14 protein-coding genes are annotated in these 14,295 nt (G+C 68.3%); 5 read left to right on the plus strand and 9 right to left on the minus strand.

From position 1 onward, the window contains the following. Positions 1-141: 141 nt before the first annotated feature. From HWX58_RS01000 to purU, 7 genes are all read right to left on the minus strand, one after another. Positions 142-1,272, minus strand: coding sequence for an NAD(P)/FAD-dependent oxidoreductase (locus HWX58_RS01000; RefSeq protein WP_175985105.1), 1,131 nt, complete (start codon positions 1,270-1,272; stop codon positions 142-144). A 142-nt stretch (positions 1,273-1,414) separates the two neighbouring features. Then, positions 1,415-1,717 (minus strand): putative quinol monooxygenase, encoded by a 303-nt coding sequence (locus HWX58_RS01005; protein WP_175985107.1) that lies wholly within the window; start codon positions 1,715-1,717, stop codon positions 1,415-1,417. Beyond that, complete coding sequence (locus tag HWX58_RS01010) at positions 1,714-2,283, minus strand: type 1 glutamine amidotransferase domain-containing protein (RefSeq protein ID WP_175985110.1); 570 nt, start codon at positions 2,281-2,283, stop codon at positions 1,714-1,716. The genes HWX58_RS01005 and HWX58_RS01010 overlap by 4 nt, the downstream gene beginning before the upstream one ends. Position 2,284: 1 nt before the next feature. Further along, a complete protein-coding gene (locus tag HWX58_RS01015; RefSeq protein ID WP_175985623.1) occupies positions 2,285-3,451 on the minus strand; it encodes a glutathione-independent formaldehyde dehydrogenase in 1,167 nt (388 codons plus the stop codon). Positions 3,452-4,067: 616 nt separating this feature from the next. After that, on the minus strand, positions 4,068-4,430 hold the full coding sequence (locus HWX58_RS01020; RefSeq protein WP_175985112.1) for a hypothetical protein: 363 nt from the start codon (positions 4,428-4,430) through the stop codon (positions 4,068-4,070). A 33-nt stretch (positions 4,431-4,463) separates the two neighbouring features. Beyond that, on the minus strand, positions 4,464-5,114 hold the full coding sequence (locus tag HWX58_RS01025; protein WP_175985114.1) for a hypothetical protein: 651 nt from the start codon (positions 5,112-5,114) through the stop codon (positions 4,464-4,466). Between the two features lie 153 nt (positions 5,115-5,267). Then, entirely contained in the window at positions 5,268-6,131 is an 864-nt protein-coding gene (purU, locus tag HWX58_RS01035; RefSeq protein ID WP_175985115.1) for a formyltetrahydrofolate deformylase, read from the minus strand. Positions 6,132-6,205: 74 nt separating this feature from the next. Here purU and HWX58_RS01040 point away from each other — a divergent pair, with 74 nt between their 5' ends. After that, positions 6,206-6,664 (plus strand): glutaminase, encoded by a 459-nt coding sequence (locus HWX58_RS01040; protein ID WP_175985117.1) that lies wholly within the window; start codon positions 6,206-6,208, stop codon positions 6,662-6,664. Here the strand turns inward: HWX58_RS01040 and HWX58_RS01045 are convergent. Beyond that, positions 6,630-7,370 carry a glutamine amidotransferase-related protein gene (locus HWX58_RS01045; RefSeq protein ID WP_175985119.1) on the minus strand — a complete coding sequence of 247 codons (741 nt, stop codon included), beginning with the start codon at positions 7,368-7,370 and terminating at the stop codon, positions 6,630-6,632. The two genes, HWX58_RS01040 and HWX58_RS01045, sit on opposite strands and share 35 nt — an antisense overlap. 116 nt (positions 7,371-7,486) lie before the next feature. Between HWX58_RS01045 and HWX58_RS01050 the strand changes: the two genes are divergently transcribed. Next, on the plus strand, positions 7,487-10,024 hold the full coding sequence (locus tag HWX58_RS01050; protein ID WP_175985121.1) for an ATP-dependent Clp protease ATP-binding subunit: 2,538 nt from the start codon (positions 7,487-7,489) through the stop codon (positions 10,022-10,024). Here HWX58_RS01050 and HWX58_RS01055 read toward each other — a convergent pair. Continuing rightward, entirely contained in the window at positions 10,021-10,629 is a 609-nt protein-coding gene (locus HWX58_RS01055; protein WP_175985123.1) for a LysR substrate-binding domain-containing protein, read from the minus strand. The genes HWX58_RS01050 and HWX58_RS01055 overlap by 4 nt on opposite strands. Before the next feature lie 141 nt (positions 10,630-10,770). On the opposite strand from HWX58_RS01055, the gene HWX58_RS01060 reads away from it, so the two are divergent. From HWX58_RS01060 to HWX58_RS01070, 3 genes are read left to right on the plus strand one after another with little or no spacing between them, the layout of a single operon-like run. Beyond that, positions 10,771-11,457, plus strand: coding sequence for a phosphate/phosphite/phosphonate ABC transporter substrate-binding protein (locus tag HWX58_RS01060; RefSeq protein ID WP_175985126.1), 687 nt, complete (start codon positions 10,771-10,773; stop codon positions 11,455-11,457). A gap of 42 nt (positions 11,458-11,499) precedes the next feature. Then, positions 11,500-12,396: a phosphonate ABC transporter ATP-binding protein gene (gene phnC, locus HWX58_RS01065; protein ID WP_175985128.1), complete on the plus strand. Its 897-nt coding sequence runs from the start codon at positions 11,500-11,502 to the stop codon at positions 12,394-12,396. Beyond that, the gene (locus HWX58_RS01070) at positions 12,393-14,225 is read left to right on the plus strand and encodes a PhnE/PtxC family ABC transporter permease (RefSeq protein ID WP_175985130.1); all 1,833 of its coding nucleotides are present in this window, start codon (positions 12,393-12,395) and stop codon (positions 14,223-14,225) included. Before phnC ends, HWX58_RS01070 begins: the two co-directional genes overlap by 4 nt. Positions 14,226-14,295: the final 70 nt, after the last annotated feature.

Below are 14,295 nucleotides of genomic sequence, written 5' to 3' on the forward strand. Positions count from 1 at the left end.
CGGCGGTCGTGGCGTGAGATGAGCGCTGACGCTCACGTTCTTGGTTGGTCGCTCTTCCAGCGGACAGCCTTCGGACCGCGGCACTCTCGACAGTTTGCCGGCCAGAATCGCGGGTCACCCCCCGCGATTGGGAGACACGCCCTAGCTCTGGGCCTCGCCGAGGCGCGCTTCGGGCGTGAGGTCGGCGCGGAGACCGCCGCCGGTCGCAGCCCGAGCAAGAGCGCGACCCAGCGCAGGTGCCTGCTTGAACAAATTGTGACCGGCCACAAAAAGGACAGAGCCTGCCTCCCACACGGCCACGCCGTCCTCACTCCACGGGAGATCGGTCACCCAGCAGTGAAGGAAGTCGCGCGGCTCCGGGTGGAGACCGGGCAGCGCCCGTGTCACGTATTCGCGTGCGCGTTCGTCCAGCGATCTAATCGCCGACGGGTCGATGAAAGTTCCGTCGTCGCGGACGCCGACGGTTTCGCTGAGTCCGACCGAATAGCTGCTGTTGCCCGGTAGCGGCGTCGCGTAGACGCCGACTTCGCCGAAGACGCCGCTGCTGTCCTGCAGGCACGCCACTCGTGCCGGGGCGGCGGCTTTCACATCGAAGGTCAGCCTGACGTGTGCGGCAAGCCGAATCGGCAGCGACAGGCCGACGCTGCGTGCCAGGCGGGCGGTTTCGCGGCCGGCGCACACGACCACCTTGGAGTAGACAGCCCGGTCGGTGACGCTGCGCACCTCGACCGTCCCGTCGGCGCGGGGATCGATCGAGATGACCTCACCGGTGGTGACCGCATCTGCGAGGGCACCCGTGAGTGCCGTGATCGCGGCTCGGGTACGGATCGCGCCGCCCGACTCGTCGAGCACAGCTGGCCCCGAATACCCAGCAAGCAGCGGCATCCGCTGGGCGACCTCGGCCGCGTCGATCTCGTGCGCTTCCACGCCGCCGACCTGGTCGAGCACCCGCAGCCGCGCCAGGGCGCTGTCTCCGATCGCCAGGACACCGTCTGATGAGACCAGCTCGACGTCGAAGTGTTCGGCCCACTCATCCCATACGCCGCGGCTTTCGCGCGCGAAAGCGACGAGTCGCGGGTCGTCGTGGGCATGCCGGAAGATCCGCGACTCGCCTGCGGACTGACCCGTCCCGGGCACACCAGCCTCGTACAAGCGCACCGGTACGCCCTGCTCCCGTAGCGCGTACGCCGTCGACAGACCGACGATCCCGCCCCCGATCACTGCTACCTCGGGTGAACGCGTCGTGGCAACGCCGTCGTCAGTTCCTGTCATCGCGGTTCCCCGATCTGTTGGTGATTAGCGGTAGGACGCAAGAGAAGGGGCCGCTGCCACGACGTCAGCGGGCTGTGCAAGCCCGAAGCCACCGCGCGCAAACGACCCCTCCTTCCTGGGCCAGTACTCCCGGTCTGTGGTGTCAGGCGGGGAGTTTGGAGCCCAGGACGTCGAGCTTCTCGATCGTCGGCTCGCTGAACAGTTTGCCCGTCTGCTCGCCGAGAGCGGTCGCAACTGCGCCGGACAGGTGCGCGTCGCGGCCGGCGTCATCGGGGAACACGTCGAAGATCCCGAATGAGGACGGGCCGAGACGGATGGCGAACCACGCGGTGGTCGCCTGCTCGTCCTCAACAAGCGCACGGCCGCTGTCAAGGAACTCCTTCACGTCGTCCTCCTTCCCGGGCAACGCGTCGAACTTGACCAGCAATCCCTTGGTCACACTCATGACTTCTCCTCTTCCTTTGTCGTGGTGCCCGCGAGTTTGGTCACTATCGCCCCGGAGAACGCCGGCAGATCCTCCGGCGAACGGCTGGTGATCAGGTTCCCATCCACCACGACGTCCTGATCGACGACGTCCGCACCAGCGTTGCGCAGGTCCGTGCGGATGCTCGGGAACGACGTCAGGGTGCGACCGGCGGCCACGCCGGCCTCGATCAACGTCCACGGTCCGTGACAGATCGCCGCCACGGGCTTGCCGCTCTCGACGAACTCGCGAACGAAGGAGACGGCGTCCTTGTCGACCCGGAGCTGGTCGGGGTTCACCGTGCCGCCGGGAAGCAGCAGGGCGTCGAAGTCGCCCACCGAGGCGTCGGCGACCAACCCGTCGACGGTGAACGTGCCCGCTTCATCCAGGTCGTTCTCACGGGCCTTGATCTCGCCGTCGTGGATCGAGAGGACCTCGGTCTGAGCGCCAGCCCGCTCCAGTGCTTCGCGGGGTTGCTCGAGCTCAACGCGTTCGACTCCGTCGGCGGCGAGGATCGCGACCCTCTTGCCCTGAAGATCAGCTGCCATTTCAGTTTTCCTTCTTTCCGTTTGACATGCCGGGCTTGATGAGAACCTTGGTCCAACCCTTGGACCTGGCGTCGAAGTTCTTGTAGGCATCGGCAGCCTGGTCCAGCGAGATCTCGTGGGAGACGATCCACGAGGGGGTCGCCTTGCCGGCCGCGATCAGGTCCCGCAGCTGTCGGTTGTACCGCTTGACCGGGGCCTGTCCGTTTCCCATGGTCTGCCCCTTGAACCAGTGTGTGCCGAAATCGATGGCCGCCTTGCCCTGCTTGGCCAATTCGTCCTTGGCCCCCGGGTCCTGGGGGACGAACACGCCGACGGTGCCGATTCTTCCGGTGAAGCGGACCGAGTTGATGAGCATGTTCAGGGTGGCGGCGTTGTCCTCGTTGCCCTGGGGATCGTGGGCCTGGTAGCCCACGCATTCGCAACCGCGGTCAGCTCCGAGCCCCATCGTCTCGTCCAGCACAGCCTGCACGGGGTCGACCTTGGAGTCGTCGATGGCAATCGCGCCGATCTGCTCGGCCAGCGCGAGCCGGTCAGGGTGGCGATCGACCACCATCACCTTTGCGGCACCCTTGATCGTCGCGGACAGGGCGGCCATCAGCCCGACCGGACCCGCCCCGGCGATCACGACGCTGTCACCGGGGATCACGCCGGCCATCTCGGTGGCGTGGTAGCCGGTGGGGAAGATATCGGAGAGCATGACGTAGTCGTTCTCCTTCTCCTCCGCATCCTCGCCCAGGCGCAGCGCGTTGTGATCACCGAAAGGCACCCGGAGCAGTTCTGCCTGGCCACCGCCATAGGGACCCATGTCGGCGAACCCATAGGCCGCACCAGCGAGTGATGGGTCGGGCTGAGTGGTGAGGCAATAGTTGGTCAGGCCGCGTTCGCAGTTCTTGCAGAACCCGCACGAGATGTTGAACGGCAGCACAACCCGGTCGCCGACCCTGATCTTCTCCACGCCACTACCTACCTCGATGACCTCCCCCATGTTCTCGTGACCGAACGTCCGGCCTACTTCGAAGGAGGTCCGCCCCTCGTACATGTGGAGGTCCGAGCCGCAGATGTTCGTCGTCGTCACCCTGACCAGGACGTCGGTGGGTCGCTCGATCTTCGCGTCCGGGACGTCCTTCGTGCTGACCTGACGGGGTCCCTCGTACACCACTGCTTTCATGTCTGCTCCGATCCGATTGCGTTGCTCGATGTCTTTCTCGCAAGGCCTCTCCGACGCCGGCCCCTCGCTAGACAGCCAACGCCCCCAGGAACCACGAGTCAAGGGGTTCGCCTTGAGTTGATGTGTAGCGATCGAGCCGGGATAATGCCCGGGTCCGCTGCGCGATCCCAGGGCATACGCGCTGTACGCGCTTGCGGTGGTCGCGCCATTCGTCCTTGTGCTCGTTGACGTTGACAGCGCTTCTGATGATGAGGCGGTACCGCAAAGGGGTAAGCGTCACGACCGCGGTCGTCAGCGCGGCCCTGTGTCGACCAACGCGGCTGTGCGAATCAGCGGCGAGTTGCGCGCCGCTTGCGCTGGCTGGGCAGGAAGCCGAGCGCCAGTGGAACAATGACTCCGAGGGCGCAGACGATGGCGATGATCGGGGTACTCATACGGCCGATCGTCCCATGGATAGTCTTGAAGGACCTGACGCTGCCAGCCCAGGATTCGTAACCGGCGCACGCAGATCGCGGGCGTGAACCAATGACGAAGTGATCTTCGGAATCGGCAGCCATCGCGCCAGCGTAGTGGACGCCCGACGACCCCTCAGACATCAGTCTGACTGAGCACGACCCTACTCGAGCAGGGGGTACTCGCTGGTCGGATGCGGCGTAGCCAGCACCGCGGTCAGCGCCACGAGAACGACCGCTGTGCCCAACGCCACGATGACCCACGCCGTAGCATGCCGAGCACGCGTCGGATCGCCGCCCCGCAGCCCCGTCACCAGGGCGGACGACAGCAGCATGAGCCAGACGACGAGCGCGATGATGCCCGTTCCGATGCCGATCGACCGCTCGGAGTCATCGGAATCGGAATATTCGATCATCGTGAGGCCCGGGCCCGCCAAAGTGAGACCGGACAGGCCGAGCATCAGAGCGCCGAACAGCCCGGCAAGCGTCGTTGCGATCGCGAGGGAGACACTGCCGACGATCCGCACGGACCCGTACTGGCAGGGGCTGAGCGCGTCAGATCATCGATCGCCGAGGAATGCGTCCACCGTTGCCGCGAACTCGGGATGATCCTGGGGCCGGTGCTCGTTCCCCCGCAGTTGCACGTGCTCGGCACCCCGCTCCGTCAGAACATCGGCGATCGCTTCGTATTCCGAGTTCCATCCGCCGGTGACGACGAGCGTCGGTACGCCGGCGATCGCGGATGCCTCAACGCCGAAGCCCCAGGGAGGCTGCTTGGCTTCGAACCTCGCCGCTGCATCCCGTTCGGCATCCCATTGCGAGCGCTCGGCTGGGCCGCCGAACATCAGGGGACGCACGATCGACCACCAGCCGAACAGGTCACCGGCGGCGGACAGGGCTCGGGCGCGGGTGATCGCCTCGACGTGACGTTCGATCGCCGGGGTGCCTCTGGCGATGTCGTAGAGTCCGGGCTCCAAAAGCACGAGTGCGCGCAGTGCGAGCACCTCAGCCTGCAGGGCGAGGAAGACGGGAACGGCGCCGGCGGAGTGCGCGAACACGGTCGAATCCCGCGGGGTCAGGGCTGTGAGCGAATCGACGTTCTGCTCCATCGGCCCGGTGAAGTCGAGACTCGCGAAACGCGACTCCTCGCCCTCAGCCGAAGGCCAGGCGTCGCGCCCCTGACGGCCTGCGCCGTGAACGTATACTCGCATCCGCCCAGCGTAGACGCATGTCTCCGCGAGGTCTCGGACCGCACCGTGTTCATGGACGGCGGCGTCGTCGTCGAAGAGGCTGCGCCCACCGAGCTGTTCGGTTCGCCCACGAGCGACCGGCTGAAGGACTTCCTCGCGAAGGTCCTGTAGTCGTTACAGGATGACGGTCGAGCGGCCGTGCACGATCACGCGGTCCTCCGCGTGCCACTGCACGGCCCGCGCGAGCACCAGACGCTCGACGTCGGCGCCGCGGCTCTGCAGCTCGGCAGCCGACTCGGAATGCGTGACGCGCGTGACGTCCTGCTCGATGATCGGACCCTCGTCGAGGTCGGCCGTGGCGTAGTGCGCCGTCGCACCGATGAGCTTCACGCCGCGCTCCTTGGCGCGCGCGTACGGGTTCGCGCCGATGAACGCCGGCAGGAACGAGTGGTGGATGTTGATCACCGGGGCGCCGACCTTCTCGATGAAGTCGTCCGTGAGGATCTGCATGTAGCGCGCGAGCACCACGAGGTCGACATTGCCCTGCAGCAGTTCGAGCTGGCGGGCCTCCATCGCCTCCTTGGCGTCCTCTCCGGTGCCGCGCGGAATGTGCACGAACGGCACACCGAACCCGCGGACGGCCTCGGCCAGGTCGGGGTGATTGGAGACGACCATCGTGATGTCGACGTCGAGCTGGCCGCGCTGCTGGCGCCACATCAGCTCCATGAGGCAGTGGTCGTACTTCGACACGAAGATCGCGACGCGCTTGCGACGCGACGTGTCGTGCAGCGACCACTCCATGCCGAACCTCTCGGCGACCTCGTCGATCGACGCCTCGAGGGCCGGGCGGGCCGCGGAGAGCCCTGGGAGGTGGATCACCGTGCGCTGGAAGAAGCGCCCGCCCGCGGCATCCGTCGAATGCTGATCGAGCGAGATGATGTTCGCGCCGTGCTGAGCGAGGACGTTCGCGACGGCGGCGACGATTCCGGGCTGGTCATCGCAGGCGATGAGCAGGCGTGCGGTATCGGTCTGAGGCATGGATGCTCCTTGCAGGGGTGTGCATCGATTCTGCCGCGTCGGTGGTCGAGGCGGCGAATCGGTAGCCTGGGCGGATGACGACGACCGCAGCGCTGCTGGATGCCGCTCGGGTCGCGCTCGCGGGCGTTGCGAAGGAAGCCCTCGGTGAGGAGCGCTCTTCGCGCTGGCGCGGCGAGCGCATCGTACGGATCGGCCAGGCCTGGCACGTGGGCGTGCTGCTGCTCACGGACGACCGCGTGCTGGCGACGGGGGAGGTCCTCCGTGCGGCCGACCCTGGACGCCGCGGATACACGGCGGAGTCGGCGCGCGAGCGCGCGGCGCGACGTCAGATGGCGCTGCGAAGCGGGTTCCGCGAAGGCGAGGTCGTGCACGTCGGGTGGTCGGTCATCGAGCTGGATGCCGTGGATGCCGGCGGTGCGTCCGGCCCGCTGGCGATGCGCGACGGCGTGGTCTCGGTGCGGTGGTCGGGGGATTCGTGGCGACCGCTGGAGGGGTATCTCAGCGAGCAGGTCGAGCTGCTGCTCGCTCGGTGAGCGTTTCCGCGAAGCGGCGCAGCAGGTCGGTGCCGGTGGGCGCCGAGGCGAGTACGCGCTCGGCCGTCAGATCGTACTCGTGCGGGTCGAAGTAGCCCGTCGTGCGGTAGTAGGCCATGCGGTCGACGAAGTCCTGCGGTGTGACCTCGGGGTGGAACTGCGTCGCGTACAACCCGGCCCCAGCGCGGTACGCCTGCACGGGGCAGTCCTCGTTCGTGGCGAGCAGGACGGTTCCGGGCGGAGGCTCGATCGAGCCCTCCTTGTGCGCCGTGAGCACGGTCATCGAGGGCGCGGACGGTCCGAACACCGGGTCGTCCGCGGCGGCGGCCGTGATGTGGATGCTCGTCGCGCGCGTCGACTCCGAGACCGCCGTGCCGACGGTTCCTCCCAGCATCCTCGTCGCGACGCCGATGCTGTAGCAGGTGAACATCGCCGAGAGTCTTCCGTCGACGGCATCCTGCGCGAGCGCCTCGAGGTTGTTCTCGACGCGACGCTGCAGGTAGTCGCGCTCTTCGGTGACCACGTTGAACGGCGATCCGCCGATGACGACGCCGTCGTAGCGATCCGCGACCGACTCGTCCAGGGGCCGGTCCAGCAGATCCCAGCGATCGAGACCGGGTACGCCGAGGGCGCGCCGGAACGACCGGTGCTCGGCATCCGCCGCGCCCTGCTCCGGCCTCACGCAGACGTACAGGATCGAGGCCACCAGAGAATTCTATTCGGCGCCGTGGGAATATTCGACGCAACCCCGCGTTGAAGTTGAGCGTAGTACACTCAAGTTCCGTATCTGAGTGAACAGCACTCAACTTTCAGGAGGCCCTCGTGGCAAACGACTTCAGCGACACCGGTGCCGGCTCGTTCGACGAGTTCCTGGCCCGGTATCTCGCCGGCGAGCAGGCTCGGCAGTCCCGGTCGATCGACCTCAGCCGGTTCCTCACCGCGCGCACGCAGCGCATCCTGCAGCGCGCCGGCCGCTTCGCCCTCGAGCGCGGCCAGACAGAGCTCGACGCGCTGCACGTGCTGCGCATGATCGTCGAGGACGACGCCGTCGCGCGTGCGATCGAGAACGTCGGTGCAGATCCGGCGCAGATCATCCAGGCCGTCGAGTCCCGGCTGCCGCTGCCCGGTGAGCCCGCCGGTGTCGAGGCCGCGACGATCACATCGAGCGCCAGCCGCGCGCTCTTCCACGCGTACCAGGTCGCCCGCTCCTCCGGCGCCACCTACATCGATCCCGAGCACGTGTTCTTCGCGCTCGTGCTCGGACAGGACGTGCCCGCGGGGCAGATCCTCGCCCGCGCCGGAGTCACGGCCGAGGCGCTCACCCAGGGCGTGCGCGAGCACGTCGCTGCTCCCGTCGGCGGCGACGCGGCCGGAGCAGAGGCGCCGGCATCCGACTCGCCGATGCTCGACACCTACGGTCTCGACCTGACCGCTCGGGCGCGCGAGGGCGCGCTCGACCCCGTCATCGGCCGTGCCGACGAGATCGAGCAGACCATCGAGATCCTCAGCCGGCGCACCAAGAACAACCCGGTGCTCATCGGCGAGGCCGGCGTCGGCAAGACCGCGATCGTCGACGGCATCGCCCAGGCGATCGTCGACGGCACGGTGCCGGCGCAGCTGAAGGACCGTCGCGTCATCGCGCTCGACCTGCCCGCCATGCTCGCCGGAGCCCGCTACCGCGGCGACTTCGAAGAGCGCCTGACCAAGACCATGGACGAGATCGCAGCCCGCAAGGACGAGATCATCGTCTTCATCGACGAGGTGCACACGGTCGTGGGCGCGGGCGGCGCCGGTGACGGTGCGATGGATGCCGGCAACATCCTCAAGCCCCGCCTCGCCCGCGGCGACCTGCACATGGTCGGTGCGACCACGCTCAAGGAGTACCGCCAGATCGAGAAGGATCCGGCGCTGGAGCGCCGCTTCCAGCCGGTCAAGGTCGACGAGCCGTCGACCGCGGATGCTGTACTGATCCTCGAAGGTCTCCGCGGCGCGTACGAGGACCACCACAAGGTCTCGTACACCGATGCTGCTCTGCAGGCGGCCGTCGCCATGAGCGCGCGCTACCTGCCCGACCGCGTGCTGCCCGACAAGGCGATCGACCTGATCGACCAGGCCGGTGCCCGGCTGCGGTTGAAGCTCGGCGTGCCCGTCGACACGTCGGACCTGTTCGCCGAGCTCGCCGAACTCGAGGCGCGCAAGAACGCCGCCGTCTCCGCGGAGAAGTACGAGGAGGCGTCGCACCTGCGCGACGAGATCTCGGCTGTCCAGGCGCGCATCGACGCGGCATCCACCGGGCGCACCGATGTCGCCGAGCCGATCGTCGACGAGCGCGAGATCGCCGAGGTGATCTCGCGGGCGACCGGCATCCCGGCCAGCCGCCTCACCGAGGGCGAGCGCGAGCGCCTCGCCGACCTCGAGACCGAACTGCACGCCCGCGTGATCGGGCAGGACGACGCCGTCGCCGCCGTGGCCCGCGCCGTCCGTCGCAGCCGCACCGGCATGGGCGATGCCCGCCGTCCGGTCGGATCGTTCCTGTTCCTCGGCCCCACCGGTGTCGGCAAGACCGAGCTGGCCAAGGCCCTCGCCGACCGCCTGTTCGCCGACGAGAACGCCGTGATCCGCTTCGACATGAGCGAGTTCGGCGAGCGGCACACCGTGTCGCGGCTCGTCGGCGCCCCTCCGGGATACGTCGGCTTCGACGAGGCAGGGCAGCTCACCGAGCGCGTGCGGCGCAACCCGTACTCGATCGTGCTGTTCGACGAGATCGAGAAGGCGCACCCCGACGTGTTCAACCTGCTGCTGCAGGTGCTCGACGACGGGAGGCTCACCGACGGTCAGGGCCGCACGGTCGACTTCCGCAACACGGTGATCGTGATGACCTCGAACATCGGCTCGGAGTTCCTCGCCTCCCGCTCTGGCGCCCTCGGGTTCGTGTCGAGCTCGGATGCCTCGGCGAATGGGTTCGCGTCCGCGGCCGACCTGAAGGCACGCGTGATGGGAAAGCTCCGTGAGGCGATGCGTCCGGAGTTCCTGAACCGCATCGACGAGATCGTGCTGTTCCAGAAGCTCTCGCGTGACGAGCTCGGCGAGATCGTCCGCCTGATGCTGGGCGCGACGACGGCGCGGCTCGCATCGCGGCAGATCGCCGTCGAGGTGACGGATGCCGCGGTCGACTGGCTCGGCGAGCACGGCTACGAGCCCGAGTACGGGGCCCGGGCGCTGCGCCGGCTGATCCAGCGCGAGCTCGACGACCGGATCGCCGACCTGCTGGTGTCGGGGGACCTCGCCGACGGCGGCTCCGTGCGGGTGGATGCCGCAGGCGACGAGCTCCGCGTCGAAGTGCCGGTGCTCGTCGGCTAGCGGGAGGAGTTCGCGGTGCGGCCGCGGACGATCCCGATGAACGTCTCGACGTCCTCCGTCGTTCGATCTCGCAACCAGGCGAGACCGACGGAGGACGTCGGCGCATCCAGGAGCGGCCGGTACCCGGCATCCTTGCGCTGATGCAGGCGCGCGAGCGACATCGGCACGACGACGATGCCGACGCCTGAGGCGGCCGTGGCGACCGCATCGGCGGTCGTCGGCAGCTGAGGGAACTTCGGCTCGGCCGTCGGGAGCCCCAACGGGCCGAGCACGTCGTCGGCCGGCGTGATCAGAACCTCCCCGGCGAGGTCGTCGGCTGTCAGCTCGTCGGCGGCCATCAGGTGCGATTCGGCGGATGCCACGACCACCGTGACCTCCTCGTAGAGCGGGATCACGTGCAGCTCGTCGGGGTCATCGACAGGGCGGCGGACGAGCGCGGCATCCAGCCCCTCCAGCGCCGCGCGCTGCGAGGTTGCCTCGATCGGCACGAGCTCGAGCGAGACCCGTGGCATCCGCTGCTTCCAGGTGTCGATCCACTTGCCGGGCGTCGCCCCGGGGACCGCGCCGAGGCGGAAGGTGCGGGGCTGGGGAGCGTCGGATGCCATGTGTTTCAGGCTACTCGGACGTTCACACCGAGTTCACGGGGCATCTCTACCCGCGCACGTCGTCGGGCCTGTCTTGGATCGTCACGTCGGCCGCTCTGCCGACCACCTCACCCTGCACCCGCACCTTCGAAAGGTTCCTCCATGCAGTCCACCCTCAAGCGCGGTCTCGCGATCGCCGCCGACCAGATCGACATCGCTCAGATCTCGGCATTCACCTACTACCAGTCGCAGAACGCCGGCGCCGAGATCGAGCCGATCGGTGCGCAGATCACGCAGGAGGGTGCCGAGCCCGGCTACTACTCCGTCGCCGTGAAGAACCCCGCCGCGACCGACGTGACGTCCCTCGAGGACTTCGCCGACCGGCCGGTCTGCTTCGTGAACCCGACCTCGACCTCGGGCTTCGCCGTTCCCATGGGCGGACTGCTCGAGGCGGGCGTCACCGTCTCGGAGGACAACCGTCTCTTCGGCGAGGAGCACGACCTCAACGCCCGCAAGGTCGCCGAGGGCACCGACTGCCAGGTCGGCTTCGCGCAGGACATCGACGCCGACCCGCTGATCGAGTCGGGCGACCTCGAAGAGGTCACCCGCGTTCTCGTTCCTGCCGCACCGATCGTGATGCAGACGGCGCTCCCGCAGGACGTCAAGGACCAGCTGACCGAGGCCCTCGCCGACAGCACGCAGTCCGACCTGACCGATGCCGGCGTCGAGCTCAACGAGTTCCTCACCGACGGCTGGTTCGGCTTCGGAAAGGTCGACGACGCGTACTACGACCTGATCCGCACGCTCTGCTCCGAGATCGCCGACGAGGTCGAGGCCTGCCGGGCCTGACCCCGCTCTCCGACCACGTAGACAGAGCCAGGAGCCATTGACATGACGAACAGCGACACCCCCGCCGTCCGGATCGCCGATCTGGGCAAGACCTACCCCGGAGCCAAGGCCCCGGCGCTCACGGGGGTGTCGCTGTCCGTCGAACCGGGGGAGATCGTCGTCCTGCTCGGGCTCTCCGGCTCGGGCAAGTCGACGCTCCTGCGTCACGTGAACGGACTCGAGGTCCCCACCGCGGGGACCGTCACCTCTCTGGGGCAAGAGGTCGCGGCGCTGCGCGGGCGTGACCTGCGCGCGCTCCGTGGCCGGATCGGCTTCATCTTCCAGCAGTTCGAGCTCGTGGGCGCGCTCCCGGTGCTCGAGAACGTGCTCACGGGCGGGCTGTCGTCGCTGCGCGGCCCGCGCGTGGGCATCTTCACCTACCCCCGCGCCATGCGCGAGAAGGCGCTCGGGCACCTCGACCGCGTCGGGCTCCTCGAGTTCGCCTATCAGCGAGCCGACCAGCTCTCCGGTGGGCAGCAGCAGCGCGTCGCGATCGCGCGCGCACTCATGCAGGACCCCGAGATCCTGCTCGCCGACGAACCCGTCGCATCGCTCGACCCCGAATCCAGCGGCCAGGTCATGTCGCTCATCCGCGAGATCGCCGCCGAGCGATCGCTGACGGTCATCTGCTCGCTGCACCAGGTCGACCTCGCCCTCAGCTGGGGCGACCGCATCGTCGGCCTCCGCGCCGGCGAGGTCGTGCTCGACACCCGCACCGAAGGTCTCAGCCGCGAGCAGGTCATGGAGATCTACGGTCGCGTCGCGACCACGACCGGCGAGATCGAGGCCCTCGAAGAGGAGCTCGCCGAGGCCCGCGAGCAGATCCGCGAACGCGAGGCCGAGCGCAGCGCCGGACGCGAGCGCCTCGCCGAGGACTTCGCGAACGAGGAGCCCGCGTGACCACCGTCGCCTCTCGGCCGGTGCCCGGCCTCGCCGAACGCATCGCGAACGTGCCGCGCCCGGCACCGCGTCTGTCGACCGTCGTCTCGTACGGGGTCATCGTCGCGATCCTCGCCCTCGGGGTCTGGTCGTTCATCGGCCTCGACTACAGCCTGAAGAGCCTCGACACGACCGGCAAGAACATCGCCCGGTTCCTCGGCATGGCAACGCCCATGCAATGGCCGGGGTGGGAGGTCACCGGTGAGCGCCTCGCCGATGGGACGACGGCATACGTGACGACCTGGGTCGGCTTCGAGCCGATCTGGGAGATGCTCCTCACGATCGTGATCACTCTCGCGCTCGTCGTCGCCGGTACCGCGCTCGCCGCAGTTCTCTCGGTGCCCGTCGCATACGGCGCGGCCCGCAACACGACACCGCACGCGCTCGTGATGGCGGTGTGCCGCGGCATCGGCGTCATCGCCCGAGCAGTCCCTGACGTCGTGTTCGTCGTGATCTTCGCGTTCCTGTGGTTCAACTCGGGAACCCTGCCGGCGATCGTCGCGATCGGCCTGCACTCCGTCGGCATGATCTCGAAGATGTTCGCCGACGCCATCGAGCAGATCGACGAGGGCCCGCGGCTCGCGATCCGGTCGGCCGGCGGATCGAAGGCGCAGGAGTTCTGGTCGGGCGTCGTGCCGCAGGTGCTGCCCGCCTGGGTCGCGGTCACGCTGCACCGCGCCGACATCAACCTGCGCGGCACCGTCATCCTCGGTGTCGTGGGCGTCGTCGGCATCGGCTACGAGCTCGACGAGGCGCTGCACGGCGGACCGGCGGGCATGCGCCGCGTCATCCCGCTCGTGGTCATCATCATCGTGCTGTGCGTACTGTTCGAGATCGTCTCGTCGCTGCTGCGCACGCGTCTGCTCGGCGTCCAGCCGACCGGCAGGGGACTCGGCGACACGGTCGCGCGGGCCGTCTCACGTCGCCAGGCGGGCGAGGCGGATGCTGTGAACACCGCCACGATCCGGATGCTCGACCGCAACGCCCGTATCGAGGCGGCCATGCACCGGCCCTGGGACCGCAACCGCCTCGGCAACACGCTGTGGATCTGGATCGGCGTGCTCGTCGTCGTCGCGGCGTTCGTCTACGCCGCGCCCGACGTGACGAAGATGCTCGCGCCGTCGTGGAACGAGCTCGTCGACCCGGAGCGCGATCGTACGATCTGGCCGCCGCACTTCGGCAGCCGCAGCTGGGCGGACGTCATGGCCGCCGTCATCACGACCATCCAGATCGCGTTCGCCGCGACGCTCATGGGCGCGATCATCTCAGCCGTGGTCGGGCCTCTCTCGGCACGCAACGTCGCCCCGAACAGCTGGGTGCGCAACACCTTCCGCGGCATCGCACTCGTGATCCGCGCGATCCCGGACCTCGTCGTGGCGATCCTGTTCATCATCGCGGCCGGCATCGGACCGCAGGCCGGCGCACTGGCGCTGGGCATCGGAGGCGTGGGTCTGCTCGCCAAGCTCATCGGCGACTCGATGGAAGAGGTGCCGAACGGCCCGGAACGCGCCCTGGCCGCCGGCGGAAGCACCCGCACCCAGGTGTTCTTCTCATCGACGATGCCGATGTCGGTGGCCGCGATGGTCAGCCACCTCATGTACCTGCTCGAGCAGAACATCCGCTCGGCGACGCTGCTCGGCATCGTCGGAGCCGGCGGCATCGGCTTCCTGCTGCTGAACGCGCTGCAGGGGCGTCACTTCGATGAGGTGCTCGCGTACGTGCTCGTCATCATCGGCATGGTCGTGCTCGTCGAGAGCGCGTCGATCCTCATCCGTCGTGCACTGAAGTAGCTCGAATCACCAAGGCTGCGCCGAGACAGCGTCGAATCGACGCAGTCTCGGCGCGGCCTTGCAGTCTCGT

This window comes from Microbacterium tenebrionis (assembly GCF_903645325.1).
GTDB classification, from domain to species: domain Bacteria; phylum Actinomycetota; class Actinomycetes; order Actinomycetales; family Microbacteriaceae; genus Microbacterium; species Microbacterium tenebrionis.